Annotated in this window: 29 protein-coding genes; 4 read left to right on the forward strand and 25 right to left on the reverse strand. The window is 68.8% G+C overall.

Features of this window, described 5'->3' with window-relative positions; genetic code table 11:
- Positions 1-52: 52 nt before the first annotated feature.
- From KIK09_RS15790 to KIK09_RS15850, 13 genes are all read right to left on the reverse strand, one after another.
- Positions 53-592 carry a dihydrofolate reductase family protein gene (locus tag KIK09_RS15790; protein ID WP_214319956.1) on the reverse strand — a complete coding sequence of 180 codons (540 nt, stop codon included), beginning with the start codon at positions 590-592 and terminating at the stop codon, positions 53-55.
- Positions 593-598: 6 nt separating this feature from the next.
- Positions 599-1615, reverse strand: a complete 1017-nt coding sequence (locus KIK09_RS15795) for a sigma-70 family RNA polymerase sigma factor (protein WP_308164118.1) — start codon at positions 1613-1615, stop codon at positions 599-601.
- A 254-nt stretch (positions 1616-1869) separates the two neighbouring features.
- Positions 1870-2916 carry a helix-turn-helix domain-containing protein gene (locus KIK09_RS15800; protein WP_214319958.1) on the reverse strand — a complete coding sequence of 349 codons (1047 nt, stop codon included), beginning with the start codon at positions 2914-2916 and terminating at the stop codon, positions 1870-1872.
- Between the two features lie 7 nt (positions 2917-2923).
- Positions 2924-3265 carry a hypothetical protein gene (locus KIK09_RS15805; protein WP_214319959.1) on the reverse strand — a complete coding sequence of 114 codons (342 nt, stop codon included), beginning with the start codon at positions 3263-3265 and terminating at the stop codon, positions 2924-2926.
- A 147-nt stretch (positions 3266-3412) separates the two neighbouring features.
- Complete coding sequence (locus tag KIK09_RS15810; RefSeq protein ID WP_214319960.1) at positions 3413-5305, reverse strand: CocE/NonD family hydrolase; 1893 nt, start codon at positions 5303-5305, stop codon at positions 3413-3415.
- Positions 5306-5703: 398 nt separating this feature from the next.
- The gene (locus KIK09_RS15815) at positions 5704-6912 is read right to left on the reverse strand and encodes a cytochrome P450 (RefSeq protein WP_214319961.1); all 1209 of its coding nucleotides are present in this window, start codon (positions 6910-6912) and stop codon (positions 5704-5706) included.
- 111 nt (positions 6913-7023) lie between these two features.
- Entirely contained in the window at positions 7024-7785 is a 762-nt protein-coding gene (locus KIK09_RS15820; RefSeq protein WP_214319962.1) for an ABC transporter permease, read from the reverse strand.
- 9 nt (positions 7786-7794) lie between these two features.
- A complete protein-coding gene (locus tag KIK09_RS15825; RefSeq protein WP_250573201.1) occupies positions 7795-8601 on the reverse strand; it encodes an ABC transporter ATP-binding protein in 807 nt (268 codons plus the stop codon).
- A gap of 23 nt (positions 8602-8624) precedes the next feature.
- A complete protein-coding gene (locus KIK09_RS15830; RefSeq protein WP_214319963.1) occupies positions 8625-9017 on the reverse strand; it encodes a DUF1048 domain-containing protein in 393 nt (130 codons plus the stop codon).
- Between the two features lie 2 nt (positions 9018-9019).
- A complete protein-coding gene (locus tag KIK09_RS15835) occupies positions 9020-9349 on the reverse strand; it encodes a PadR family transcriptional regulator (protein WP_214319964.1) in 330 nt (109 codons plus the stop codon).
- 636 nt (positions 9350-9985) lie between these two features.
- Positions 9986-10408: an SHOCT-like domain-containing protein gene (locus KIK09_RS15840; protein ID WP_214319965.1), complete on the reverse strand. Its 423-nt coding sequence runs from the start codon at positions 10406-10408 to the stop codon at positions 9986-9988.
- An 11-nt stretch (positions 10409-10419) separates the two neighbouring features.
- Positions 10420-10608: a hypothetical protein gene (locus tag KIK09_RS15845; protein ID WP_214319966.1), complete on the reverse strand. Its 189-nt coding sequence runs from the start codon at positions 10606-10608 to the stop codon at positions 10420-10422.
- A 68-nt stretch (positions 10609-10676) separates the two neighbouring features.
- Positions 10677-11054, reverse strand: coding sequence for a DUF2089 domain-containing protein (locus KIK09_RS15850; RefSeq protein ID WP_214319967.1), 378 nt, complete (start codon positions 11052-11054; stop codon positions 10677-10679).
- Positions 11055-11236: 182 nt separating this feature from the next.
- Between KIK09_RS15850 and KIK09_RS15855 the strand changes: the two genes are divergently transcribed.
- Positions 11237-11533 (forward strand): putative quinol monooxygenase, encoded by a 297-nt coding sequence (locus KIK09_RS15855; RefSeq protein ID WP_214319968.1) that lies wholly within the window; start codon positions 11237-11239, stop codon positions 11531-11533.
- Between the two features lie 126 nt (positions 11534-11659).
- Here the strand turns inward: KIK09_RS15855 and KIK09_RS15860 are convergent, their stop codons facing one another.
- The 6 genes from KIK09_RS15860 to KIK09_RS15885 form a co-directional block, all read right to left on the reverse strand.
- Positions 11660-12430, reverse strand: coding sequence for a site-specific integrase (locus tag KIK09_RS15860; RefSeq protein WP_214319969.1), 771 nt, complete (start codon positions 12428-12430; stop codon positions 11660-11662).
- Positions 12431-12673: 243 nt separating this feature from the next.
- Positions 12674-13294, reverse strand: coding sequence for a hypothetical protein (locus KIK09_RS15865; protein WP_214319970.1), 621 nt, complete (start codon positions 13292-13294; stop codon positions 12674-12676).
- 676 nt (positions 13295-13970) lie between these two features.
- Positions 13971-14531 (reverse strand): GNAT family N-acetyltransferase, encoded by a 561-nt coding sequence (locus KIK09_RS15870; RefSeq protein WP_214319971.1) that lies wholly within the window; start codon positions 14529-14531, stop codon positions 13971-13973.
- Positions 14532-14727: 196 nt separating this feature from the next.
- Complete coding sequence (locus KIK09_RS59155; protein WP_275956146.1) at positions 14728-15159, reverse strand: transposase; 432 nt, start codon at positions 15157-15159, stop codon at positions 14728-14730.
- Positions 15160-15285: 126 nt separating this feature from the next.
- The gene (locus tag KIK09_RS15880; RefSeq protein ID WP_214319973.1) at positions 15286-15492 is read right to left on the reverse strand and encodes a DUF397 domain-containing protein; all 207 of its coding nucleotides are present in this window, start codon (positions 15490-15492) and stop codon (positions 15286-15288) included.
- A complete protein-coding gene (locus tag KIK09_RS15885) occupies positions 15480-16295 on the reverse strand; it encodes a helix-turn-helix domain-containing protein (RefSeq protein WP_214319974.1) in 816 nt (271 codons plus the stop codon). The genes KIK09_RS15880 and KIK09_RS15885 overlap by 13 nt, the downstream gene beginning before the upstream one ends.
- A gap of 242 nt (positions 16296-16537) precedes the next feature.
- Here KIK09_RS15885 and KIK09_RS15890 point away from each other — a divergent pair, with 242 nt between their 5' ends.
- From KIK09_RS15890 to KIK09_RS15900, 3 genes are all read left to right on the forward strand, one after another.
- Entirely contained in the window at positions 16538-17032 is a 495-nt protein-coding gene (locus tag KIK09_RS15890) for an ATP-binding protein (RefSeq protein ID WP_214319975.1), read from the forward strand.
- A gap of 253 nt (positions 17033-17285) precedes the next feature.
- Complete coding sequence (gene hemC / locus KIK09_RS15895; protein WP_214319976.1) at positions 17286-18284, forward strand: hydroxymethylbilane synthase; 999 nt, start codon at positions 17286-17288, stop codon at positions 18282-18284.
- A gap of 9 nt (positions 18285-18293) precedes the next feature.
- Positions 18294-18770, forward strand: coding sequence for an NUDIX domain-containing protein (locus KIK09_RS15900; protein WP_214319977.1), 477 nt, complete (start codon positions 18294-18296; stop codon positions 18768-18770).
- Positions 18771-19394: 624 nt separating this feature from the next.
- On the opposite strand, the gene KIK09_RS15905 is transcribed toward KIK09_RS15900, so the two are convergent.
- From KIK09_RS15905 to KIK09_RS15930, 6 genes are all read right to left on the reverse strand, one after another.
- A complete protein-coding gene (locus tag KIK09_RS15905; RefSeq protein WP_214319978.1) occupies positions 19395-20879 on the reverse strand; it encodes a hypothetical protein in 1485 nt (494 codons plus the stop codon).
- A gap of 13 nt (positions 20880-20892) precedes the next feature.
- Positions 20893-21549, reverse strand: a complete 657-nt coding sequence (locus KIK09_RS15910; protein WP_214319979.1) for a sugar isomerase domain-containing protein — start codon at positions 21547-21549, stop codon at positions 20893-20895.
- A gap of 106 nt (positions 21550-21655) precedes the next feature.
- Positions 21656-22666: an N-acetylglucosamine kinase gene (locus tag KIK09_RS15915; RefSeq protein WP_214319980.1), complete on the reverse strand. Its 1011-nt coding sequence runs from the start codon at positions 22664-22666 to the stop codon at positions 21656-21658.
- A gap of 122 nt (positions 22667-22788) precedes the next feature.
- The gene (locus tag KIK09_RS15920; RefSeq protein WP_214319981.1) at positions 22789-24156 is read right to left on the reverse strand and encodes a cytochrome P450; all 1368 of its coding nucleotides are present in this window, start codon (positions 24154-24156) and stop codon (positions 22789-22791) included.
- 31 nt (positions 24157-24187) lie between these two features.
- On the reverse strand, positions 24188-24904 hold the full coding sequence (locus tag KIK09_RS15925; protein ID WP_214319982.1) for a GntR family transcriptional regulator: 717 nt from the start codon (positions 24902-24904) through the stop codon (positions 24188-24190).
- Between the two features lie 7 nt (positions 24905-24911).
- A complete protein-coding gene (locus tag KIK09_RS15930; protein ID WP_214319983.1) occupies positions 24912-25382 on the reverse strand; it encodes a hypothetical protein in 471 nt (156 codons plus the stop codon).
- Positions 25383-25406: the final 24 nt, after the last annotated feature.

Here is a 25406-nt window from a genome sequence, read left to right on the forward strand (position 1 = left end):
ACCAACCAGTTGGTGGAGAGGTAATCACGACCCGCTCGCGCCCGTCAACCCATCACAGGACGCGGAACCAGAGGTTGGTGGCGTGCGGGACGGCGCCGTGGGCGAGACGTTCGAGCTTGACGTCGGTGCCGCCCGGCCGGTCGAGCAGGCGGGTGCCGTCGCCGAGCATGACGGGGGCGACGATCACGAGGACCTCGTCGAGCAGGCCCGCCTCGAGGCACTGGCGGGCGACGTCGGCGCCGAGCACGTTCACGTACTTCTCGCCCGCGGCGGCCTTGGCCAGGGCGACGGCGGTCTCGAGGTCCCCCGCGTAGGTGAGGTCCGCGGCAGGGGCACCGGGCCGGTGGGTCAGGACGATCTGCGGCCCGCTCCACCCGCCGCCGAACGCCTTGCCCTCCTTGTCGGGGACGCCCTTGTACGGGTCGTCACCGCGGAAGGTGCGGCTGCCCACGAGCAGCGCGCCGATGCGCGGGACCAGCTCGTCCACGAGCGGGTTGGGACCGAGGTGCTCGGTCAGCCAGGACATGTCCCCGCCGGGGCCCGCGATGAAGCCGTCCAGCGACATGGTGGCCGAATACAGCAGCTTGGCCATGATGATCTACCTCCTTGGTCGACCTCCTTCAAGACGGGCGTCCGGCGGAAAAGTCATCGGCAGGCCGAACGCCTCGAACACCCGGACGTCGTGGAAGGCGGTCAGCTCGGTGATGCGCCCGCCCTCGACGCCCAGTACGGCTATCGCGAACGCGCGCCCGTCGAGGTAGGCCGCCGCGGCCGGCTGCCGGTTGGCCTCCAGGGGAAGCATCGTGAAGCGGCCGATGGGGTGCGCCGGGTCCCAGCTCGCCCTGAGGCTTCCCAGGACCGCTTGCCTGCCCAGGAACCAGGTCGGGTAGGGCGGCATCGTCGCGCGGACCTCTTCGGCGAGCAGGTCCGCCATGGCGGCCAGGTCGGCGCGCTCGACCGCGTCCATGTAGCGGCGCAGCACGGCGCGCTCCTCGTCGGTCGGGTGGCTGCGGGCCGCCCAGTCCAGGCGGTGGCCGGGCAGGCGCTGCCTGAGCGTGGCCCTGGCCCGCTGCAGCGCGCTGTTCACCGACGCTTGCGTGCCGTCGAGCAGCGCCGCGGTCTGCCTGGACGGCCAGCCGAGCACGTCACGCAGGATGAGCACGGCGCGCTGGCGGGGCGGCAGGTGCTGGATCGCGGCCAGGAACGCCAGCTCGATCGTCTCTCTGCTCACCGCCGCGGTCGCCGGGTCGTTCCCCGTCGGGTACGGCTGCAGCCACGGGATGTCCATCCGCGGGCCGTCCGTCTCCGGCGGGCCCAGCTCGTACGGGAGCACGCGCCGCTCGCGGGCCTCCAGGGCGTCGAGGCAGGCGTTGGTGGCGATCCGGTAGAGCCAGGACCGCAGCGACGAGCGGCCCTCGAAGGCGGGCAGTCCCTTCCAGGCGCGCAGCAGGGTCTCCTGCACCAGATCCTCGGCCTCCTCGAACGACCCCAGCATCCGGTAGCAGTGGACGCGCAGCTCACCCCGGTGCCGCTCCACCAGCTCCGCGAACGCCCCCTCGTCCCCACCCCGAGCCTGCGCGACCAGCCCGTCCTCCCCACCCGGCACTCTCTCCACGCCCCTGCCCGTCACCTCGACCGACCTGTCCCCTCCCCACCCTCCGTCATGCGACCTCAACCCGGGCGCGTCAGCCCTCGGACACCACCCATCCTCCCGGCCGGACCTTCCCCACGTCGCGGACGCCGCCCCCATCCTCCTGGCCCGCCAGTCTCTTCCGCTTTTCGCGCCCTTCCCGCCCTTCGGCGGGGCAGACCTGAGCTGCCTTCCTGGCATGCCGTACCTCTTGTGAGGGGTCGGGAGCCGAGGGTGGGTCATGTCCAGCGGCCGGTGGCGGCGCAGGTGCGGATGGTGTCGGCGGTCGGCTCGGGGAGTCCGGCCGCGACGAGGTCGGCCGAGGCCAGCACTTCGGCCGACGGGAACAGGTGGGTGAGGCCGTGCGTCAGCCCGGGCACCGGCTGCCCGAAATTTCGGGCTATGGCTCCCAGCTGCTCTCGCGCCCACGTCGAGCCCCCGTCAGTGGAGAGAACGGCCCGTACGGTCCCCTCGAACGGACCCCAGCTGTCCGGCCCACCCTGACCGTCGACTCCCAGCATCAGCCCGACGCGCTCGACCACGTGGATCAGCCCCTCCCAGTACGGCAGGTGCGCCCTGAGCACCAGGTGGTCCTCGCTGCCGGGGTGGACCTCGAGCATCCCTGGCCCGCCGTCGAGCCCGATCGTGCGCCGGTAGACGCGCCCCTCGACCGACTCCACCCCGGGCACGGCCCCCTCGGCCAGCCCCGCGACGACCTTGTCCCAGTCGAAGGGCTGCTGGACGGGCAGCCGCATCGCCAGCCCGCCGTCGGCCGCCAGCCGATCGGACCGCCGCCTGCGTCCGCGCAGCTCCCGCGGCGAGGCGCGGAACACCTCGCGCATCTCCCTGTTGAACTGCCGCAGGCTCCCGAACCCCGACGCGAACGCCACGTCCGCCACGCTCAGCTCGGTGTCGTCCAGCATCCGCCGCGCGAAGTGCGCCCTGCGCGAGCGCGCCAGCTGGTCGGGCGTCACACCCAGATGATCGCGGAACAACCGCCGCAGGTGCCGCGGCGACACGGCCAGCCGCTCCCCCAGCGCCGCCTCGTTGCCCTCGTCGAGCACTCCGCGGATGATCAGCTGTACGGCCTGGCACACGAGCTCCGGCGCATCGGCCCCCACCGGACTGGCCACCCGGTACGGCCGGCAACGCAGGCAAGCCCGGAACCCCGCGGCCTCCGCGGCGGCCGCCATCTCGAACGTCCGCACGTTCTCGGCCAACGGCCGCGCCCCGCACCCGGGCCTGCAGTAGATCCCGGTGGTCACCACGGCCGAAAACATCGTCATCCCCCCTTTATAGAAAAGCCCTCCGACCCTTTCTCGCCACATCCGGACACCCGTTGGTGACCATGCAGATCAACGGGACAGCCGACGCAAGGCGATCTCGAGGGCCCCGGTGGCCGACCCGGCGCATCCAGCCGGCCAGCACGATCGAGAGCAGCCAGCCCCCCACGCCGATGGCGAGTGCGACGGCGGCGGCGCCCATGCCATCGGCCAGATCCAGCGTGAAGGTCGAGCCGGGCGTCCACGCGCCGACCGCGATCAGCGCCATCGGGAGCCTGCCGACGACGGCCGGCGCGAGGAAGGTGACCAGGTGGAAGAGGCACAGCCGGTAGCCGAACAGGAACACGAACATCGCGCGCACCAGGTTGGGGGCAAGCGCGCGAACCCGTGTCGAAGGGACAGTAGGCATCGACCGCTCCTGGGAGAACGGGATTCCGGACACGGCGACCTGGCCCCACGTGTACGGTCGCGGCCGACGGCCGCCGCGACCGTACGGCAGTTACTTGTCGGAGGTGCCGGTGACCAGCGGCAGCGAGATCGACGTGCCGGCCAGGTCGATGGTGACCTTGGCGCCCGTGCCGGGTTCGACGTCCGTCCCGGAGCCGTTGCCGGTCTCGTCGAGGTTGAAGTCGTCGTTGGTTCCGGTCAGCACCAGGCCCAGCCGGTGCCCGGCCTTGAACTCGTAGTCCTGCGGCAGCATCTTCCAGGTGATCTGGTACGGCTTGCCAGGCGTCAGCGGTGTCGAGCGGCTGAGCGACTTGTGGTTCTGCGCGTCCAGGATTCCGCGGGTGACCACGTTGAAGCCGGAGGTCGCCGTGTTGTCGCCGGCCCTGTGATAGCAGCCGTCGTCATCGGGAGTGCCCTGGCCGACGCAGTCTTCGCCGCCGATGAACTTGAGCCCTTCCGCGGACGTCGCAGTGCGTTCGCGGTAGTTGATGCGGGTGTCCTGGCCGTAGTCGACAAGCAGGACACCCAGGTTGGCGGTCGGCTTGTCCAGCGTGAGGCGCAGGCTCACCGACGGCGTCCCGGACAGCCGCATCGCGTTCTTCAGCGGTGAGGTCAGGAAGGCCAGCCGGTTCGGGTTGGGGGTGGCAGGGTCGGCGGCCATCGCGATCTCGGTCTGGGCGGTGTCGAGGTAGCTGCCGGTTCCGGTCGAAGGCGTCCGACCCAGGGAGCCGTCCTGCCGCGGCCGCAGGGTCACCGTCCGCGTTCGCGCCGGCCAGTCAGCCTGGGTGATCCACCGGTCCGGGCCGAGCTGCACATCGACGCGCGGCTGGCGCAGGATGTCGTTGGCGACGCCCATCAGCTCGTGGTCGAACCACTGGTGCAGGGTGTTGAGCCACACCTCGCGGCGGGCCCAGAACGGGTCCAGGTGCCCGTACTGCGTCACCCACACCTTGCGCTGCACGGCGCGGGGCAGCATGGCCCACCACTGGGAGAACTGGCTGCCCACCACGTTCCGGTCCTGCATCCCCATCACCTCGAAGACGCTGGCGCGGACGTTGCGCGCCTTCGAGATCGGCCCGGTCCGGTAATTGCGTTCGTCCCAGTAGGCGTTGTAGTTGCCGGTGGCGTCGTCGGAGTCTTCGAGCAACTGCTGGCGCACCGCCGCGCATTTCTCGTCCGGATCCTTGTCGAACACCTTGGACTGCCAGGCCGCCCCGCCCTTGAACCAGGTGAGGACGCCGTTGTTGCGCCACGACTCGTATCCGCTGGTGTACCCCGCGATGTTGACGATCGTCTCCAGCCCCTGCACGCCGGTGCCGGCGACGCCGACGCCGAGCGCTCCCTCATACGAGTGGCCGATCATCCCGGTGCGGCCGGTGGTCCAGGAGGCTTTGACCGGGTCGCCCTTGTCGTCGTAGGCGGTCGCCCGGCCGTTCAGCCAGTCGACGACCGCCTTGCCGCCCAGCACGTCGGAGGCGCCGTAGGAGGTCGGGCAGCCGTCGGACAACCTGGTGCCGATCATGTCGACCGACACGAACGCGTACCCGCGCGGCACGAAGTAGTTGTCGTAATACAGCGGGAACTTGGTCGCGTTTCCGTTCGCGTCGTATTTCTTGTGGTCGTTCTCGTAGCCGGCGCCAGGGTTGTCGAAATCTGGGCTTTCGTGCATGATCACCGGGACCTTGAGCCCGGATCCGCTCTCCTTCGGCCGGATGATGTCCACCCGGACCAGGTCCTTCTTGCCGTCGCCATCACTGTCGACCGACGACTCCACCCGGACGTGCTCACGGATGGCGTCCTTGTAGGAGAAGACGGGCTGCGTCAGCCCGCCGGAGATGTCAATCTTCGGCTCCGCCGTCGCGGACGCGGCGGGAGCGACGGAAACCACGAGCGCGGTCGCGAGTGGGACTGCGGCGAGGAACCCTCGCCGACGCGTGTTGGACATGCGAATCCCCTTCGGGGTCGGCTGTTGCCAGGTGGGTCGGTATTTGTGGCGCGGTGGTGGCACCGAGCTTTGGTGTTGTCAGCGCGGGGCGTGCCGGGCAGATCGGCGGCGGCCGGCCGAGCACGCGGAGGTGACGGCGTGCCGGCCAATGGGCAGCGGCAAGCTCGTCGTGGTGCGCGCGAATGGTGCGGGCAGCAGGCGCGGAACGCCTCGCGCTGCAGGTTTCGGCCGGACGGGGACCTGGTGCCCAACCGGGCGGGTCACGGTGCTGTCAGCGGCGTCTACGGCCAAGTCATCATCGCCCCGTCGTGGCGCTCGCGGCGTGGCAAGCGCCATACGGGTTCCTGCTCGTCTGCCCGGTGTGGACCGGTTCGCTTCGCCCGGTCAGTGGCTCGCGGTCAGGCGTCCCAGGTGACCGGGAGGCTCTTGACCCCGTAGATGTCGGCGGTCTCCGGGCGCAGGGCGACTTCTTCAGACGGTACGGCCAGGCGCAGGGTGGGGAAGCGGTTGAGCAGCGCGGGAAGCGCGACGCGCAGCTCGACGCGGGCCAGCTGCTGGCCCAGGCACTGGTGGATGCCGTGGCTGAAGGCCAGGTGCCCGCCATCCTGCCTGCGCAGGTCGAGCACGTGGGGGTCGGTGAAGCGCGCGGGGTCGCGGTTGGCGGTGGCGTACGACACGATGACCGTCGTACCGGCCTTGATGGTCTGGCCGCCCAGCTCGACGTCTTCCAGCGCGACCCGGGCGAACTGCTTGGCGACGCTCAGATACCGCAGCAGCTCCTCCACGGCCCCGTCGGTGAGCGCGGGATCGGCGCGCAGCGCGGCCAGCTGCGCGCGGTTCTGCAGCAGTGCGAAGGTGCCGAGCGCCAGCATGTTCGCCGTGGTGTCGAACCCGGCCGACAGCAGGATCAGGGCCATGCCCCGCAGCTCCTCATCGGTCAGATCGCTGTCGAGGAGGTCGCTGAGCACGTCGTCGGTGGGGTTGGCGCGCTTGGCCGCCACCAGCACCGCGAGGTACTGCTGGGTCGCGATGTAGGCCTCGACAAGTTCCTCGTCGCTGACCTCCCCGCCGAGGAACTTGTCGATGTTGTCCTGGAAAGAGCCCCGGTCCTCGTACGGCACGCCCAGCAGCTCGCAGATGATGATGGCGGGGATGGGCTTGGCGAACGCGGTCACCAGGTCCGTCGGCGGCCCGGCCTTCTCCATGGCGTCCAGGTGCTCGGCGGTGATCTGCTCGACGCGCTCGGTGAGCAGCCGCATCCGCCGTACGGTGAACTTGCCCACCAGCGGCTTGCGGTAGCGGCTGTGCTGGGGCTCGTCTGTCAGCAGGAACTCGCCGGGCGGCGCCGGGGGGACCTCGATGTCACCGTAGTCGATCAGCGGGTGGTGGCGCATGAGCTCCTTGCGCGAGCTGAAGCGCGAGTCGGCCAGGATCGAGCGGAGCAGGTCGTAGCCGGTGACCAGCCAGCCCTGGTGCCCGTCGGGGAAGGTGAAGCGGCTGATGGGGCCGTGCCGGCGGGCCTCGATCAGCTCCTTGGGCGGGTCGAAGGGGCAACCGGCCTGACGCGCCGTCGGCATCGACGTGAGGGTGTGGAGGGAATCAGTCATGGCCATTCCTCGTCTCTTGTACGGCTCGAATACGAGGCTGCGGTGTGGGTGCGGCGCCGTACCGAAGGGGCACCCGCGGACGGGCGTCGAGCTTGTCCGGCTTCCGCAGCGCTAGGAGATCTTGCGGCGGTAGGTGTTCATGGCGAAGGCGTAGGCCACGATGAGGATGCCGACGCACCAGGCCAGGGCGATCCAGATGTCGGTGCCGACCGGCTGCTGGGTGAACAGGTCGCGGATGGCGTTGACGATGGAGGTCACCGGCTGGTGCTCGGCGAAGAAGCGCACCGGGCCGGGCATGGTGTTGGTGGGCACGAAGGCCGAGCTGAGGAACGGCAGGAAGATGAGCGGGAAGGAGAACGCGCTCGCGCCGTCGACGGTCTTGGCGGTGAGGCCGGGGATGACGGCGATCCAGGTCAGCGCCAGGGTGAACAGGATCAGGATGCCGGCGACCGCGAGCCACGCCTGCACTCCCGCGCTCGAGCGGAAGCCCATGAGCAGGGCGACGAGCAGGACGACCACGAGCGAGATCAGGTTGGCGACCAGCGAGGTGAGCACGTGTGCCCACAGCACGGACGAGCGCGCGGTCGGCATGGACTGGAATCGCTCGAAGATGCCGCTCTTCATGTCGGTGAAGAGCCGGAAGGCGGTGTAGGCGACGCCGGAGGCGACCGTGATGAGCAGGATGCCGGGCAGCATGTAGTTCACATACGACGCCGACCCTGTCTTGATCGCGCCGCCGAACACGTAGACGAACATCAGCATCATGGCGATCGGCATGATCGCGGTCGTGACGATGGTGTCCATGCTGCGCGTGATGTGGCGCAGAGAGCGTCCCAGCAGGACGGTGGTGTCGCCGAAGAAATGCTTGCTCATCGTTGTTCCTTATGCGTCCGTTGCGACGTTGCGGTCATGGCCGTTCTTGCCGTTGTCACCGACGAGCGTGAGGAAGACGTCCTCGAGGGTCGGCTGCTTTTCGATGTATTCGACCTTGACGGGCGGGAGCAGCTGCTTGAGCTCGGCCAGGGTGCCGTTCACGAGGATCCGGCCCTCGTGCAGGATCGCGATCCGGTCGGCGAGGTGTTCGGCCTCGTCCAGATACTGCGTGGTGAGCAGCACCGTCGTGCCCTGTGCGGCGAGTTCCTTGACGGCCTGCCACACCTCGATGCGCGCCTGGGGGTCGAGCCCGGTGGTCGGCTCGTCGAGGAAGATGACCGGCGGATTCCCGATGAGGCTCATCGCGATGTCGAGGCGGCGGCGCATGCCGCCCGAATACGTCGACACCTTCCGCGCGCCCGCGTCGGTCAGCGAGAAACGGGCGAGCAGGCCATCGGCGATCTTCCCCGGATCCTTGAGGTGCCGCAACCGGGCGACCAGCACGAGGTTCTCCCGCCCGGTAAGGATCTCGTCGACGGCCGCGAACTGCCCGGTGAGGCTGATGGACTCGCGCACGTCCGCCGCCTGCTTGGCGACGTCGAAGCCGTGGACGCTGGCCGTACCCGCGTCGGCCTTGAGCAGCGTGGACAGGATCTTCACCGCTGTGGTCTTGCCCGCCCCGTTGGAGCCGAGCAGGGCGAAGATGCTGCCCCGCGCCACCTCGAAGTCCACGCCCCGCAGCACGTGCAGTTCCTTGTACGACTTCTCCAGGCCCTGCACGCGGATCGCGGGCCCCTGGATCTGATGAACTGTCATCCGGATATCCGTTCTCTGTTTGGTCACGACTCGTCGCCCGCGACCCGATCGATGGCCTTGGTCAGCCGCTCCCGCTCCCGGCCGATCCACGAACCCCCTGGGTAGTTCCGAAGGAACGCCTCGGCGAACTCCACCGGGTCTTCGCCGACGACTTCGCGGATCGGGGTTCCGTCCGCCGCGCTCTGCTCGAACAGGTCGGCGAGGTCGTCCAGCATCGCCAGCAGGCTTTCTGCGTCCGCCGGCCCGAAGTACTGCATGTAGTGGTCCAGCGCGTCGATCGCCGCGTGATAGTTCGCGGGAAGCTGCTGCTTGCGCGCCTTGTACTGCCGGTAGCGCTTCTTGTCCTCGAGCGGCCCGGTGACCATCTCCAGGTACTGCCGGTAGCGGCTCTTCGGCTCGTTCGGCTCTGTGGCCATGGCTACTTACCTCCTTCGCGGAGCTGTGCGAGCCGTTCCGTGAGGAAGCTCCAGGTCCTCCAGAACTCGTCGAGATACACCCGTCCCTGAGCGTTCAGGGAGTACACCTTGCGCGGCGGCCCCTTCTCCGACGGGACCTTCTCCACGTCGACGAAGCCGCGCTGCTCGATCCTGACCAGCAGCGCGTAGATGGTGCCCTCGGCGATGTCGGAGAAGCCCTGGTCCCGCAGCCACGCCGTGATCTCGTAGCCGTACGCGGGCCGGCCGGACAGGATCGCCAGAACGATGCCCTCCAACACGCCCTTGAGCATCTCCGTCGCCTGCTTGCCCATGGCGCACCCCCTTTCAGCTACTCATTGTTGCTGACTACCAGTACAAAGTAACACCGACTACTGGTATATAGCAACACTGAATACCAAAGGCGCAAACCAAGGCCGCAGCCCGCCGGAGATCTCGACCTCCGGCTTCGCCATCGCCGACGCGGCGGGAGCACCGGCGACCACAATCGCTGAACACCCCATGGCGCCCACCATCACCGACCGCGCTGACATCGGGCCGTTGCCGTGCTGACACGACACCGCCTCAGGGGGCCTAGTAGCCGCGAAAATCCAGCGAACCCGTCTCTGACCTGCTGCTGCTCGCCGCTACAGTTCGCACCGGTTCTTCCGTGTCAGCCCCCGCCAAGGGCGCCCGGAACGTCATGCGTACGGTCGCGAGCACACGTGGATGGCGGGCCCCTGGACCGGATAGGCCGTTCTCTTTCGTCACGGTTGTCGCTCGTGACGTGATCAATGGTGTTGGTCAGCCGTTCCCGCTCCCGGCTGATCCACTGACCCTCCGGGTAGTTCCGAAGAAACTCCGCAGGGTCCTCCCCGACGACTTCGCGGATCGGGGTTCCGCTCGCCGCGCTCCGCTCCAGCGGGCGCGAACTCGAGAGAATGTTCCAGCGCCGTCCAACTGGACGGCGCCTACTCGCAGAAGACCCGCAAGTAGCCGTCGGTCTGCTCGAGCTCCACGACCGTCTCGTCGAGATGCTCCACCAGCGGCTCGAGGTGTTCGGGCTTGAGCTGCGTCAGGTCGAACGGCACGCCCGACCTGCTCAGCTCGGCGTTGGCCCGCTCCAGCGCCTGCGGCGGGATCAGGGCCGCCAGCTGTACACCGGCCCGCAGCAGCTGCAGCGGCACGCGCACGTTGAGCCGCTGCGACTCGCCCTCCTCGAGGAACTCCATCACCACCCGCAGGTACTTCGCTTTGCCCTTCGGCCGGGCAGCGGGGCTGGCCGCCGCCGGTGGCTGGTTCCGTTCGAGTGCGGTGAGGAGCTGCTCCGCCTCCTCCGCGGTGATCCTGCCCTCGGCCAGCAGGTCGAGGATGTCCTTGCGCTGTTCGTTCATCGCGGCCTCTCCTATCGGATGGCGACGAGCACGGCCGTACGGCTGTACTCCATGTCGACTCGGGTGCCGGGCAACGCGCAGACGATGCGCCAGCCGGTGCCCAGTGCCCGCACCACGTCGATGCGGTACAGGTGGCAGGCCACGACCGCCCCCAGGACGGCCAGGACCACCACCGGTGACAGCACCAGGACGACTGGCACTACCGGGACCCAGACCCGGATGCGACGACGGTCCGGGCGTGTGACCCCGACGGTCACCAACTGCGGCATCATGTGCGGCCCTCCAGTTCGGACAAGGCCTGCTGCGCGGTGATCTCGCCGCGGCGCAACCGATCGACGATGTCGGCCCGCGACGGCGCCGGATCGGTCTCGACGAAGTCGAGCATCTGCGCTACCCGGTTCAGCCGTGCTTTGATCGTCGGGTAGCTCACCCCGAAGATCCGTTCCATCTGCTTGATGGAACCGTGGCAACGTACGAACGCCGTGACGAAGACCTGGTCCTCGACGCTGAGCTGAGCCAGTTGCGGCAGCTCGAACTCGCCCTCGATCGCGACGCCGTTGCCTGCCAGGCGCACCCGCTCGACGACGAACGGCTGGCCCCGGGTCAGGTTCGTGAGTTCCTGCCAGTCCATCGCCTGCTCTGTCATATCTAAAGTTGTACCCGGCCAATCCTTAACTTTCAAGATGTCGATCTTGATTTTCCTAAATTCGCACTTCGTTCGGCTCCTTACTGGTCCGCGGTTGTCCGGATGTGGCGAGACAGCGGGGTGGGCGGGCGGGGAAGGTTTGGTGTCGCGAAGCGAGAAAACACGTTCGAGAAGGAGTACGCATGCTCGCCAAGGTGTTTCCCATCAAGCTCAAGCCCGGCAAGCAGGCCGAGGCGGAGGCCGTGGTCGAGGAGTTCGCGCCGAAGGGGCCCGAGCAGGAGCCGGGCACGCTGTCGTTCCGGGTCTACCGGGATCCCGCGAACCCGGACTACCTGCTGTTCGTCGAGCACTTCGCCGATCAGGCGGCCTACGACGCGCACACCGGCTCCCCGGCCTACCAGGAGCTGATCGCGGGCAGGTTCGCGGAGCTGATCGTGGAGTTCGTGGAGATCGACCACGAACTGCTCGTCAGCAAGTGACCCCTCGCGGCGGGTGACGGCGGCTCGGCCGTACGGCAGGCCACACCACCGCCACCCGCCGCACATGGCCGGGCCCTGTCCAGGGAGAACATCGGTGTTGGGCTGGTCGGGGGTTGACCTGGGGTTTCACGCGGTTGCGCGGAGTTCTGCGGCGGGTTGGCCCGTGGCTGGCCCGCGAGATCCGGGTTCGTTTGTGCTGGTCAGAGCGTTGAACGGGCGAGTCTCGCGGGCGAGTACGGCATCGATCAGCGCGTTGGCGCGTTCTTCGCCGGTGTCGATCCAGTGGGCGTAGATGGTCAGCAAGGTTTGGATGGAGTGGCCGAGTCGCCGGGCTACGTCTGCGGTGTCCAGGCCCGCCTGGAGGAGTGTGGAGGCGTTGAAGTGGCGCAGGGTGTAGACGCGTCGGGCCAGCGGTGAGGCGTACTCGGCCCCGCTCAGGGCCGCCTTACGGGCCCGGTCCCAGACACGGCGGTACATCTGGCCCTTGAGGAAGGCGTGATCCGGTCCGTCGTAGAACAACCACCAGTCCGCAGCCGGAGCGAAGTCCATCAGGTGCAGGCGGAGGATTTTGACCAGGTCGGGCGGAATCGGCACCACCCGGACGGCCTTGGGGTCACGGTGTTTGAGCCCGCGCTGCTCATAGCGCTGGCCGTCGTCGGTCCACAGTTCGCCGACCTCTGGGGCGGAGCTGGTCAGGGTGAGCTTGCCCCAGCCCCGCACCGGTAGGTGGCAGTTGTCGACCTTGAGCGCTACGGCCTCTGCGGGGCGCAGCCCGCAGTAGAGCATGACGCAGAAGAAGGCGAACAGGATGCGCCCCCGGTCGGCGTTGGCGGGCATGTAGTCCAGGTCGCGCACAGCCCAGATGATGCGCCGCGCCTGGTCGAGCGTGGGCACCACGACCGGCGAGACCGTGTCGTCGGCGGGACGGCGCTGACTCTTGACCCCGATCAGCGGATTGGCCGTGATCAGCTTCGCCTCTCGTCATCATCGATCTCACGGACCTGAACTCGTATCGCCACCCGGACAGGGTGACCGTCACGCGCCGCTGTGCTGAGCGCCTCAGTTGGGGAATGGACGCGGCATCTGGCGGGACGAAGCACGGTAGGTGGCGAGGCGGGTGCACCGTGCCAGCCTCCGACCCTACTCATGCTGCTCCGCGCGACCCGCACGGGCGAAGTGGGCGACGGCGCGGCGGCGCCAGTTCGACGTCCACCAGAAGGCACCGAAGAACAGGACAAGGCCGGGAAACACGAGGATGGGGCTGGCCACATTGTTCTCCGGCTGGGCCCATGCCGTGATGCCGGTTCCGGTCATCAGGAAACCTGCGGCGCCGCACAGGCCGATCAGGTAGCCCTCGACCCGCATCGGTACGGGCACGTCCTTGGGCCTGATACGCGCCCTGCCGGACTCGATCAGCCGGAGCGCTTCGGCCTCGCCACGGCTGCCGAAGCCCGCCCCCGGCGAGCCTTCGGACCCGGCGGGCTGCCCGTCAGGGCTCTGCCTCGAGGCCTCGTCGTAAGGGATTCCGGCGAACCGAGTGGTGAACCAGGCGTCCGGGACGACGAGGACGGCGTTTTGATCCGTCGGTGCAGAGCGCAGCTGCTGAAGTGCCTCCTCGGTGTGCGGCGAGCCGAGCGCGGCGATGTAGCGGGCGAGCGCCTGTCTGGCCTCCGCCTCGGTGGGGTAGTCCTCGCCGGTGCTCAGCGGTGCGGAGAACGGATTGTCGTCACTGTAGTGCGCCCAGGTCCATTCGGTGTCCACACCCGTCAACCTATCCACACCTTTCGCCTGGCACGAGGGAGTTGTGGCAGTTCAGAACCTGTCCGCCATGGAGCTCCTGACGGGGCCTTTCTCTTGAGCGCTTCAGTTGGCGAGGCACGTCAACTGAAGCGTTGAGTCACAGCCGCCTGGCACAGCACCCGGACGGCGCGTCACATCACAACAGTGCAAACGTTGCCTGATCCGGCACTAGTGGTCGCACGGCCGGAGCCGCGGGAACCGATCGTGATCATCTTTCCGCCGCGTGCGGGCCGGCTGCACTCACTTCGTTCGCCCTACGGGTGACCTTCGGTCATGCCGCCGGCCCCCACGCTCCCGACCCCATACCGGCCCGTAGCGCACGGATCGGCACGCAGACGAGCCCATGCGAGCCCAAGTTCGTCTTTGCGGATTCTGCTCCCCGACCCCATACCGGCCATAGCTCCGGGAGATCCGTACACAGATGAGCCACACCGAGCCGCATATACCCGGACATAGCGGCGGCCCCCGCCCCGCTTACTCGGGGACGCTGTTGGCGAAGTAGATCGAACGGGAAAGGCCCCGTGATCAACATCAGTGATCACGGGGCCTTTCCCGTGTTAGGAGCTGTATGCCGAGCCAGCTTCACTGCTGAAAGCAACAGAATGAGGGCAGGGCTCGGAACGAGGATGGTTTGCATCTAGCAGCTGCGGTTGGCAGGAACTTCAAAGATGAGTCCGAGACCGTCCTCTTCGTCCCAGTCTTCTCCGACCTTGACGAAGCCGAAGCCGGCGATCGTGGCCAGGGACGCCACATTGTCGGGACTGATCGTCGCCCGTACGGTCTTGACCGCCGGTTCGGCCGCGGCCCGGCGCAGCAACTCGATCAGGATGGCTCGGCCGTACCCCTGGCGACGGAAGTCAGGAGCGACCGCGTAGCCGATCTCTACCATGCCCGCCTCATCGGGCGGTCCGTGAAAGCCGGCATGACCGATGACGACACCTTCGGGCCCGGTTACCGCTTGCCGCGCTATCCACGGTGCGTGGTGGGGGTCGGCGGCCATCTGGTCGATCCGAATCCGCCACAGCCACCGTGCTCTGTCTGTCACGAAGTACTCAGTCAGAGCGACCCCAGCCGTGTTGCTGGCTGTGGGCAGATCCCCATCGAGCAGAGCGGACATCGCGGTGCTCGACAACTCGACAAAGCGCACATGCTTCGGACTGATGGGGAACGACGTCTGGCGATCGGCTTCGTCCGTCACCGTGCGATGGTCGCAGAGTGTCCGACAGACGTCCACGAAGTTTGGAGTGATTGATCAACCGAACTTGCTCACGACGGCATCCACCACCACGAGCACCAACCCGCTGAAAAGATCACGCCGGGCACCGATTCTCCTGGTTTGCGGCGCTCACCGTAAGAGTGAACCGCTGCACTTCTTCTACGCGCCGACCATTCGGTCACGCCGCAGGGCGTAAGGCGGCGAAGTGCGAAGTGCGGGTTGGAGCCAGCCGCGTTCCGGTGAGCCATGCGTCGAGTCTGGTGAGGTTCATCGCTGCGGCGATGAGGAGGTGCTGGAGGTGGGTCTTGGCGGTCCCGCGGTAGCGGGATCTGCGCAGGCCAAAGCCTTGCACGGCCTCGGCCGCCTGCCGGTCGGACAGTCCCTCGCCGAACTGCAGGATCGACACCAGCGCCAGCCGAGCCGGGGACAGCGCCGGGCGGCCACGGGTGGAGAACGCCGCGGCGAAGGTCTCGTCATGGAACAGGACACCCAATGCATCTTGGATACGGATCGCCAGGCTGCCCTTCGGGAATGCCGCCCGAGCCACCGCCAGGGTGGCCGCCGGGATCTGATCTGGATCAGTCGAACGCAGCGACACCCACAACTCCATCCGCGAGCAAGAACGACAATAGCGGCCCCATGATCACAGACGTGATCACGAGGCCGCTGCTTTTTGATCTACTTCACCAACGGTGTCGCTTACTCGGGAGGGCAGGGGCCGTCGTGGGCGGCATCGTCAGATGTCGAACTCGCCCTTGCCCGCGCCGGTGAGGAACGCCTTCCACTCTCCTGGTGTGAAGATCAGTGCGGGGCCCTGGGGGTTCTTGCTGTCGCGGACGGCGACGATGCCGGGCAGGTTCGTGGCGACTTCCACGCACTGCCCGTTGTCGCCGCTGGCAGTGGACTTGCGCCACTCGGCTTCGTCGAGGTTTACCTGGTCCATTTCCTGATCGCATCCTCTATCGCCTGGTGCGTAACGCTTTTTGGCTGGGCATCCGATCTGATGCTGTCATACCTTTGCTTGAGGCGTGCGACGGCTTCATGGTCGGCAGTCACCTGGCCGGACAGGACCGAGTCAGCGGAGACGACTTCGGAGCCGTCGCGTAACCGTGCCAATGCGAATGCGCTCATCATGCCGGGGGCGCAACCGGCCGCGATAGGTACGCACTGGACAGTTATGCGTGGATGCTGGGCCAGTTCCAGCAGGTAGCGCAGTTGAGCTGCCAGGATGTCGACGCTGCCGATGGGCCGATTCAGAACGCCTTCGTCGATGAGCGCTATGAAGGTCGGTGGATGCGGGCCGTCGAAGACCGCGATGCGGCGGGTACGGGCCTCAACTCGCTCATCGACGCGGCCAGGGGTGGAAGTCGTCTCGAAGATCGCGCGGGCGTAGTCCGGGGTTTGCAGGATGCCCGGGATCAGTAGCGGGTCCCACGATTGCAGGATGACTGCGCGAGGTTCGATCTCCTCCACCCAGCGGGCAAACCAGCCGAGCGAGGGCGACTGGGCGATCTTCGTGAACAGGGCGACGAAATGTCCGTCTAGCCCGAAAGTTCGGTCGGCTTCCTCAGCGATGTCGATAGTGGGGGCGCGTCGGCCGGTCTCGATATGACTGATGAGGGATTCGTGACAACGCAGGCGAACAGCTAGCGCGGCCTGTGTCATCTTGGCAGTTTTGCGGTATTCGGCCAGGTCATGGGCGAATTGCGCACGGGGGGAGGTCTGATCACCAGGGCTAGTTTCCATGGTGTCTCCATGGTCGTGAACTGGAGGTCTTCACTGCTGGCGACCATACTGCGACGTCATGGCGACAATCAATACAACAGCGGCGTATTTCTTTGTCGGCCAGGTTTCGCGAGATTGACGTATCGACCGGTGGCGTGAGTGTTCATGCTGGGGAACCGACACAGCAGAAAAGACAGCGTGCGTGTCTCGGGATCGTGGAAAACAATCTCGTATAAGTCGGTGATTTCGTGCCAGTACAGACCGTGACCGCGCAGATGCCGGACGTCGCCAGATGGCTGGATGCGACGCTTCGGCGCAGCGCCAAGACGCCTCGCCATGCCCGCCAGGCGATCCGGCTATGGATGGCCGACGCCGACCCGGTCCTGCTGTCGAATGCCATGCTGGTCGTCAGCGAGCTGGTGACCAACGTCGTGCGGCATGTCCCGGCGGGGGTGCAGCGCGAGTGGGTCAAGGTCCGACTCGGCTTGGCCGATGACTTTGTCCGGCTGGAAGTGATCGACCCAGGAACGACGTACCCCGAGCCCCGGTTCACGCCGCTGACGCAGGGCTCCATGCAGCAAACGGGACGCGGTCTGGGCCTCGTGGCCGCCCTCGCGATCCGCCATGGCACTCAGCTCCTCGCAGGCGGCCACCGCGTCGTCTGGGCTGACCTGACACATGCCGACGCCGCCAACGCCACCCTTGTCGTCGCCACCGACGTTCAGGAACAGGTCTCAGCGGTTCGTGAGCCAAGGTGATGACGATGGACCACTGGCAGCCGTCCACTCCGCGCGGAGTCGTGTGCGTAGTGGAGGAATCCTGCTGCGAGGCATACGTCCTATGCTCCGAGGCTGGACAGTACGAGACTCGACGGTACTTCGTACGCCGCCGCGCCGCTGACGGCAGCTTTGAGGAGACCGCCCGAGGTCCCTATCCACTCACGTTGCGGACATGGACGGAACTCGTCGCGGGCATCCTCGCTCTCGACCTTGACCGACAGGAAGACCCATCATGAGTGACGCCCTGATCGACCTCATTAGCGACACCTTCGCCGACCGGCCGCTGCGGATTGGAACCCGCAGCTCACCCATGGCCCTGTATCAGGCAGGCGACGTGCGCGACCGGATCCGCAAGCGCGTTCCCGGCCTGGAGGTCGAACTGGTGCCGATGACCACCAGCGCCGACCTGTGGCCCGGCGACTTGGCCGAGCTCGGCGGCAAAGGCAACTACACGAAGGAAATCGAGCGCGCCCTGATGACGGCACAGGTCGATATCGCCGTGCACTGCATGAAAGACGTGCCCGGTGACATCCCTCTTCCGGATGGGACCGCGTTCGGCGCTTATCTCGAACGCGAGGACGTCCATGACGTCGTGGTCACCCGCGATGGCACCCGCCTGACCGACCTCCCGCCCGGTTCGGTCATTGGCACCAGCTCGGTACGGCGGCGCGCTCAGCTCCACATGCACCGGCCGGACCTGCGCAGCGAACGCATCCGTGGCAACGTCAACAGCCGTCTCGCCAAACTGGACGAGGACACCACCTATGCAGCGCTCATCCTGGCCCGAGCCGGACTGGGCCGCATCGACGCACTAGACCGGCACATCGAGGTGCTACCACTGGAGTTCCATCCGGCCAGCGACCGCATCGTGTCCATGGTGCCCGCCGTTGGCGCGGGCGTGATCGGTATCCAGGCCCGCACTGCTGACAGCCCGATCATGCGGCTGCTCGACGAACTCAACCACCCCGCGACCGCCGCTCACATCCTGGCCGAGCGCACGATGCTCCATATGCTGCGCGGCCACTGCAACTCCCCGATCGCTGGTTATGCCTCCACCACCCCCGATGGGCATATGTCACTGTTCGGAATGGTGTTCAACCGCGACGGCTCGCAATTCGTGCGTGGGCATCTCTGGGGCGATGCCTCCGATCCGGCCACTCTCGGCTCACGGGTGGCCGCCGACCTGCTGCATCAGGGGGCCCGCCACCTGATCATCGCCACTCGCAAATGAGCCGCACAGATGAGCACTGACTTGCCCGTTCCGCTCGCGGTCACGGATCAGCCGACTGGGTGCGCTGTCACCGCGCACTTGCTGCCCTTCCACCAGCTCGGCCGGTGGCTCATCCTGCGCACCGCCCGCGATCACAGCCGCTGGCAACTGCCCGGCGGCCGAATCCGGCCCGGTGAGAGCCCCCGGCAGGCGGCCGAACGCGAGGCTCACGAGGAGACCGGCCTGGACCTTCCCGCCCGCGAGTTCCTGATCGCGTCCTGGATCCCCGGTAACCGGCGGGACCGCCTGGCCTTGCTGTTCGCCACTCGCACCCTGACCGATGCCGACCTGGACGCCATCACCCTGCAAACCAGCGAAGTGGACGCCTGGTCCCTGACCGCCCCAGCCGCCGCCGACCTGCCGGTGCATCCGCTGCTGGCCGAACGGCTGACCGCCCTGGCGACGCTCGGGCCAGGACACTACCTCGAACAACTACGCTGCCCCTAGCCCGGCGCGCCGCGCACGTCCGGGCATGACCACAGGCCCTTCACCCGTCGATGGCAGGTGAAGGGCCTGCCTGTCGCTGACCGGCTTGTGGCCCTAGCCCCCTTGCGGTCCTGCTGCTAGTGACGGGCGTGGTCGGATCGTTTCGGAGCCAATCTCGCGAGACCCACCAAGATCACGCTCCCGGGGCCAGGAGGGAAGTGCTGAGGGCAGGGGCGACGCCCCTCCTCCATTGGCGGACCAGCGTAATGGCCCCCGGACCGTGATCTTGCCCACGAGATCAGCACCACCGCAACGATCCGTCAACACCCTCACGTCCGTTTCAGTGTTGTTAGACCCCCGCCAACATGAGGCTCTGACCTGCGGATATGTGCCCATTAGCTTGGCCCGTACGTGGCCCGCGAACAGTGATCCATGGTGAGTCATAGTGAGACTCTGTGAGACATCGTTCTGCGCCACCGGCAGCATTTCCGCAGGTCAGATACGAGGCAACCCCCCGATCAGCGATGAAACGATCATCGAGGTTTCGTCCACAAGCTACAGATGTTCTTCCAGGGAGACGCTCCTCCGGCGATGACGCTCCCCCGCTGTAACGCCCCTGCGTGAACGTGGCCGAGCGGGGCCGAGTCACCGTGCGTTGTCGAATTCCCTCAGGAGGAGGTCGAACTCCCTCCGCAGGAGGTCGAGTACGGCCTCGACCAGCAGCTCACCGGTGGCGGCCTCGAAGTAGCTCATGAGCGCCTCGTAGCCGCCCACGGCATGCGCGGCGGCATCAGCGACATATCCGAAGTAGCCGTCGGTGTAGCCGACGACCCGCGTGACGGGGAACGGGCTGCGTTCCTTGATCTGCGCGGCGAGCGTCGTGAACAGCTCGACGGGCACGTGCGCCCACGCGACCCCGCCCAGCCGCACCACGCTGATCGGCAGCTCCATCACCGGAGGCAGCGCGGCCTCGCCCAGGGCGGCCAGCCCCCGCGCCCCCTCGACCACCGACTGCGCCACCCGGTCACAAGGATCCCGCCCCACCGCCTCCCGCGCCTCCGCCAGCCTCACCTCGACCTCACCCCGCCCGGGAAAACCCCGCACCGGCAACGCCACCGTGCCCCGCCTGATCCTCGGCCCAGAATCAGAGAACGGTACGGCGGGCAACACCACCCCGCCTTGCCCGATCCCCGGACCCGGATCAGAGACTGGCCGCGCAGCGGGCAACGCCCCGGAGTCCTGCCCGATCCTCGGCTCCGGATCAGAGACTGCCCGCACGGCGGGCAACGCCACCGTGTCTTGCCTGCTCCTCGGGGCCGGATTGGAGAGCGGACGGGCGGTTGGCGGGGCCACGGGGTCCTGTCTGGTCCTCGGGTCCGGGGCAGGGAGTGGTTGGGCGGTGGGTAGGGCTCGCAGGATGGGGGTGGCCAGGAGGTCGCCCAGGCGGGTGGCCTCGGTGGTGTCGCGGCCTCGCCGTACGAAACGGGGGCTGACGTCGCCGGCGGCGCCCTGCAGGAAGGCGACGACGCCGGGCAGCGAGCGGCGGGCGGCGCCGGGCCAGTCGGCCGACCAGGACAGGTTGTCCGGGCCGAGCACCGTGGGGTGACAGGCGTAGTCGACGAGCAGCGCCTCGACCCCCTCGGGACCGTGGAGCGCGAGCACCCCGGCGGAGGTGTCGTGCGGCCCGTCGGGGCGGTGCCGGTTGGCGCCGACGCCGGGCGCGTCGGGCGAGCACCACAGCGCCCGCACCCGCCGCCGCTCGAGCACCACGCCCTCGACGGCCGCGACCAGCGCCTCGACCAGTTCGGGAGACCGTACGGCGGGCAGGAAGGGATGGATCGACCCCGACCACCCCGACGGTCCCGAGTGGGTGTGCGAGGCGCACACCACCACCCGCTCGTCAGGCACTCCCGGCACGGCCCCGGCCAGCCGGCGCGCCAGGTCCGTGGACACGGCGACCGCGTCCAGGCACAGCCACGCCACGCCGGGATCGCCGGCCGTACTCAGCCAGACGATCGTGGCACGCAGCGGATCGGCGGCGCCGTCGGCGACGCCCTCGCGGGCGGCGTACCCGTCGAGCGGGTGACCGGCAGGGGGCGTGACGTCGAGCGATGCGGCGGCCAGCAGCACGCCCGCACCTCCTTCAGCTGTCGACGTTGAAGCTCCTCAGCACGCGCGGCGCGGGCATACGCGACACGGCCTCGCAGGCGATCGCCTGCACGATGAGCGTCCCGGCGACGGTCGAGGTGGCGCCGTAGGGCGGGTCGCCCGGCAGCACGGCGTCCCCCGGCACGCCGCAGTTGTCGATCACGAGGGAGGCCACGTCGGCGAGCTTGTGCCCGCTGGGCACGCGGGACGGCACGGACCGGGTGTGCGCGAGCGAGGTCACCGCGATCACGTAGGCGCCCCGCGCCACGCAGCAGGCGGCGAACTCGACGGGAACGGCGTTCCGGCCCGAGTTGGACGCCACGATCACCACGTCTCCTGCGGCGATGCCGCGATCCTCGACCAGGATCTCGGCGAGCCCGGTCAGCCGCTCGAGCGCGGAGCTCTTGTGCGGGCCCTCGTGCAGCATCAGCGCGGGCTCCAGTACGGCCCGCACGTCGGCGAGCCCGCCCGCCCTGGCGTACAGCTCCTCGGCCAGCAGGTGCGAGTGCCCGGTGCCGAACACCCACAGCCGCCCGCCGGAGGCCAGCGCGTCGGCGAGCCGCTCGCCCGCCTCCTTGATGGCCTCCAACTGCGTGCCGACGACCCGGGCGGCGATCGAGGTGGCGGCGGTCAGGTAGGCCTCGGCGCTCACGGGAGTGCCCCTGCGGTCAGGCAGGTCATGGGAGTGCTCCCTCGGTCAGGTAGGCCTCGGCGGTCATGGGAGTGCTCCTGCGGTCAGGTAGGCCTTGGCGGGATGGTCATGCGAGGTCATCGGTCCCGGTTTCGTGGGGGGTGGCTGGGGTTGGGAAGCGGTGGACGGAGATGAGGTCGGCGTAGGGGCCCGGCGGCCCGGTGGCGAGCCGCGCCGCGCCGTCCAGCGGGCTCCCGGCCGCCGCGACCAGCTCGACAGAAGTGTCCAGGGCGGCTCTGAAGGGGTCGAGCAGGGCCTGGCCCGCCGTGAAGAGGCCACCGGTGAGGGCGACGGGCACAACCTCGGCGGTGGCGGTGGCGGCCGCCTTGGCATACGCGGTTGCGGCCGCCTCGGCGTGCACAGTGGTGGCCGTCTCGGTGTGCGTGGTGGTGGCGAGCCAGCGGGCGGCTGTGGTGACCGTCTCGGCCAGGTCGGCAGCGGCGGCGCGGACGATGCCGGTCGCTACCGGGTCGCCTTCGGCTGCGGCCTCGAACACCCGGGGCGCGAAGCGGGCCACGTCGTCCACCAGCGTGGGCGAGCCGTACAGCGCGGCGGGGTCGAGCCCGGGCGCGGCGAGCAGCGTCCGGGGCCCGCGGCCGTCGCGGGAGCGCTGGACGGCGGCGAGCCCGGCGCGGCCGATGGCGAAGGCGCTGCCCGCGTCGCCGAAGAGGTAGCCGCCGCCGTCGACCTTCATGAAGGCGCCGGACCGGGAGACGGCCAGGCACACCACCCCGGTGCCCGCCGCCAGCACGACGCCGGACCCGCCGGGCAGCGCGCCCGCGTGCGCGGTCACCATGTCCTCAGATATCCGGACTTCGGCTGCGCGCAGGACCTTGGCCACGCCGGAGGCGAGCGACGCCAGGCCCTCGACCGTGCCGGGGTACCCGGTCAACCCGAGGCATGCCACGCCGACCGGGCCGCGCAGCCCGGCCGAGCGGGCGGCCTGCCGTACGGCCTCGACGATGGCGGGCACACCACCGGCGTGGGCGTACCCGGGGCCGGCGCCCGTGCGGCCCTCGGGCAGGACCCGCAGCCGCAGCGCGGACTGTCCGCCATCGACGGCGACGTGCCGGTTCACGTGGTCGTTCCGTGCACCACAGCCTCCTCACGGATCGCCGGCCCCTACTGTGGGGCTCGGCGGCGCCTGCCGTAAAGAAACCTGACTAGACCAATTCGCCCGCGTGCCGGGGGAGAAGCGGGTCAGACCACTTCGCGCGGGATCAGGGTCATCGGCACGCCGTGCCGAGGGCGCAGCGTCACGGTCGCCTCGGGCACCACCTCCGCGCCCGGCCGCAGGTCCAGCCGGAAGCGCTGAGCGATCATCGCGATGATCAGGGTGGCCTCCATGACGGCGAACCCGGCCCCCACGCAGATCCGCCGCCCGCCGCCGAAGGGCAGGTAGGCGAAGCGCGGATGGGTGGCGCCGGGCAGGAAGCGCTCGGGGTCGAACCGGTCGGGGTCCTGCCACAGCCGCGGGTTGCGATGGGCGAGGTAGACGGGGATGACCACGTTGGTGCCTGCCGGGATCCGGCGGCCGTCCAGGATGTCGGGTTCGACGGTCTTCCTGACGATCGACCAGGCGGGCGGGTAGAGCCGCAACGCCTCCTGGAAGGCGGCGGCGGTCCACACCAGCTTCTCCGCGTCGTCCGCGGTGGGCGTGCGGCCGCCGAGCACCTCGTCGACCTCGGCGTACACCCGCTCGCGCGTCTGCGGGTGCAGCGCGAGCAGGTACCAGAGCCAGGCCAGGCCGTTGGCGGTGGTCTCGTGCCCGGCCAGCAGGAACGTCATCAGCTCGTCGCGGATCTGCCGCCGGTCCATCGGCGCGCCCGTCTCCGGGTCGCGGACCGCGAGCAGCAGGCCCAGCAGGTCGTCGGAGCCCTCGGGGTGCCGGTCGATGATGCCTTCCACGACCTCGTCGGTGGTGTCGAGCACGTCGTGGATCCAGCGCAGCCCAGGGGTCCACGCCGGGGCCCGCCGTACCAGTGCGGGGGCCTTGTCCAGCAGCCAGGGCGGCGGGTTGAACAGCAGTTGCAGCCGCGAGACGCGGACGCCCGCCCGCAGGCCCGTCGTCAGGACGGGCCCGAGCCTGGCGGCCTCGGCGGACAGTTCGGTGCCGAACAGGGCGCGGCCGACGACGTCGAGCGTGAGGCGGTTCATCGCGGTCGCGGCGTCGAGCTCGGCGGGGCGGGCGGGCAGCGTGTCGAGGAAGTCGGCGATCGCGGCCGTCATGTGCTCGGCGAAGCGGCCCAGGTGGCGCTTGGCGAACATGGGCTGGATGAGCCGGCGCTGCGCCGCCCACCGCTCCCCCTCGCTGGTGAGCAGGCCGTCGCCGACGACCAGCGACAGCAGCCGGTACTGCTCGGACTTGGCGTAGACGTGCTGGTGGGTGACGAGGATCCGCTCCAGGTGCTCCGGCGCCCAGGCCACGTAGTAGCCGATGCGGCCCGCCTCGATCCGCACCAGCCCCGCTGACCTGTCGTTGATCATGCCGAAGCGTTCGAGGACCTGCTGGGAGGTGAACAGGGCACGCAGCCGCTGCCTGCGGTTGATGCGGACGACCTCCACCATGACGGCTCCAGCTATTAGGTGTGACGTCTAATTAGAGAGTACCGGTGCGGAGCTCGGCGGTGAAGGCGTAGCGGTCGCCGCGGTAGATGCCGGTGGTGTACTCGCAGACCCGTTCGCGGCGGTCCAGGCTGATGCCGCTGAAGGCGATGCAGGGCTGGGTGACCGGGATGCCGAGCCAGCCGGCGGTCCTCTGGTCGGGCATCACCGGCTCCAGCTTGCTGGTGCCGCTGACCACTTCGGCGCCGTAGCGGGAGGCCAGCAGCTCGTAGAGCGAGCCCTCCAGGTGCTCCTCCGCCAACCCCGGCACGTAGGCGCCGGGCACGACGGTCCGCTCGACCACCATCGGCTCGTCGTCGGCCAGCCTCAGCCGTGCGAAGGAGATCACCGGGTCACCGACGGGGATCCGCAGCCGCCCGGCCAGCGCGCGCTCCGCCTTCAGCGTGCGGAACTCCAGCATCCGCGTGGAGGGCGTCATGCCGCGGCGCCGGATGCTCTCGGAGAAGGACACCATGGCCAGGCGCTTGGCCAGCTTCGGGCTGGTGGTGTAGGTGCCGCTGCCGCGCCTGCGCACCAGCAGGTCCTCCAGCACGAGCTCGTCGACGGCCCTGCGCAGCGTCATCCTGGCCACGTGCCAGCGCTCGGCCAGCCGCCGCTCCGACGGCAGCGCCGCGCCCTCGGGGAGCGAGTCGATCAGGTTGAGCAGCAACGCCCGGATCTCGGCCACCTTCCCGGGCAGCGAGGCATACACGGACCCACTATGACGTGATATTCCCGACACCGTCGACCACGAGCTTGCCCTGCGGCCCGAGCTCTCCGCACTCGGGCCCGTTCGGGAAGAGGCCTTCCGGCGTGATCTCCACCGTCCTGTCGAGCAGCTTCGTGCTCGCCTCGTCGAACAGGGCCAGGGTCACCTGGACGCGACGCTTGGGCAGGCCGGGGACCTCGGCCATGCCGTACTTGCCGCCGGTCGGGGTCGACTTCGCCGAGCACTCGGAGCCGGTGCAGGTCTGCTGTCCTGCGGCCTGCGCGGGGAAGAGTTCGAGCACCGGGCGCCGGCAGCGGCCGTCCCAGCACACCTCCAGCTCCGCCCTGCTCACGCCGGCCGCGAGCGGGGGCTGCAGGGTCACCCCGACACCGGCGAACGCGCCGATATCCGTACACGCGCGTTCCTGCGCGCAGCCGGTCAGCAGGGCGGCGAGGGCGACGATCACCACAAGACGGTGCATACCTGCTTGGACGTCGCGAAAGGC

It is taken from the genome of Nonomuraea sediminis, from assembly GCF_018531495.1.
GTDB classification, from domain to species: domain Bacteria; phylum Actinomycetota; class Actinomycetes; order Streptosporangiales; family Streptosporangiaceae; genus Nonomuraea; species Nonomuraea sediminis.

What these genes read in the sequence shown, in the direction of transcription:
- KIK09_RS15790 (WP_214319956.1), bottom strand. Translation starts at nt 592, where the DNA reads ATGGCCAAGCTGCTGTATTCGGCCACCATGTCGCTGGACGGCTTCATC.
- KIK09_RS15800 (WP_214319958.1), bottom strand. Translation starts at nt 2,916, where the DNA reads ATGACGATGTTTTCGGCCGTGGTGACCACCGGGATCTACTGCAGGCCC.
- KIK09_RS15805 (WP_214319959.1), bottom strand. Translation starts at nt 3,265, where the DNA reads ATGTTCGTGTTCCTGTTCGGCTACCGGCTGTGCCTCTTCCACCTGGTC.
- KIK09_RS15810 (WP_214319960.1), bottom strand. Translation starts at nt 5,305, where the DNA reads ATGTCCAACACGCGTCGGCGAGGGTTCCTCGCCGCAGTCCCACTCGCG.
- KIK09_RS15815 (WP_214319961.1), bottom strand. Translation starts at nt 6,912, where the DNA reads ATGACTGATTCCCTCCACACCCTCACGTCGATGCCGACGGCGCGTCAG.
- KIK09_RS15820 (WP_214319962.1), bottom strand. Translation starts at nt 7,785, where the DNA reads ATGAGCAAGCATTTCTTCGGCGACACCACCGTCCTGCTGGGACGCTCT.
- KIK09_RS15825 (WP_250573201.1), bottom strand. Translation starts at nt 8,601, where the DNA reads ATGACAGTTCATCAGATCCAGGGGCCCGCGATCCGCGTGCAGGGCCTG.
- KIK09_RS15830 (WP_214319963.1), bottom strand. Translation starts at nt 9,017, where the DNA reads ATGGCCACAGAGCCGAACGAGCCGAAGAGCCGCTACCGGCAGTACCTG.
- KIK09_RS15835 (WP_214319964.1), bottom strand. Translation starts at nt 9,349, where the DNA reads ATGGGCAAGCAGGCGACGGAGATGCTCAAGGGCGTGTTGGAGGGCATC.
- KIK09_RS15840 (WP_214319965.1), bottom strand. Translation starts at nt 10,408, where the DNA reads ATGAACGAACAGCGCAAGGACATCCTCGACCTGCTGGCCGAGGGCAGG.
- KIK09_RS15850 (WP_214319967.1), bottom strand. Translation starts at nt 11,054, where the DNA reads ATGACAGAGCAGGCGATGGACTGGCAGGAACTCACGAACCTGACCCGG.
- KIK09_RS15855 (WP_214319968.1), top strand. Translation starts at nt 11,237, where the DNA reads ATGCTCGCCAAGGTGTTTCCCATCAAGCTCAAGCCCGGCAAGCAGGCC.
- KIK09_RS59155 (WP_275956146.1), bottom strand. Translation starts at nt 15,159, where the DNA reads ATGGAGTTGTGGGTGTCGCTGCGTTCGACTGATCCAGATCAGATCCCG.
- KIK09_RS15880 (WP_214319973.1), bottom strand. Translation starts at nt 15,492, where the DNA reads ATGGACCAGGTAAACCTCGACGAAGCCGAGTGGCGCAAGTCCACTGCC.
- KIK09_RS15885 (WP_214319974.1), bottom strand. Translation starts at nt 16,295, where the DNA reads ATGGAAACTAGCCCTGGTGATCAGACCTCCCCCCGTGCGCAATTCGCC.
- hemC (WP_214319976.1), top strand. Translation starts at nt 17,286, where the DNA reads ATGAGTGACGCCCTGATCGACCTCATTAGCGACACCTTCGCCGACCGG.
- KIK09_RS15900 (WP_214319977.1), top strand. Translation starts at nt 18,294, where the DNA reads ATGAGCACTGACTTGCCCGTTCCGCTCGCGGTCACGGATCAGCCGACT.
- KIK09_RS15920 (WP_214319981.1), bottom strand. Translation starts at nt 24,156, where the DNA reads ATGGTGGAGGTCGTCCGCATCAACCGCAGGCAGCGGCTGCGTGCCCTG.
- KIK09_RS15930 (WP_214319983.1), bottom strand. Translation starts at nt 25,382, where the DNA reads ATGCACCGTCTTGTGGTGATCGTCGCCCTCGCCGCCCTGCTGACCGGC.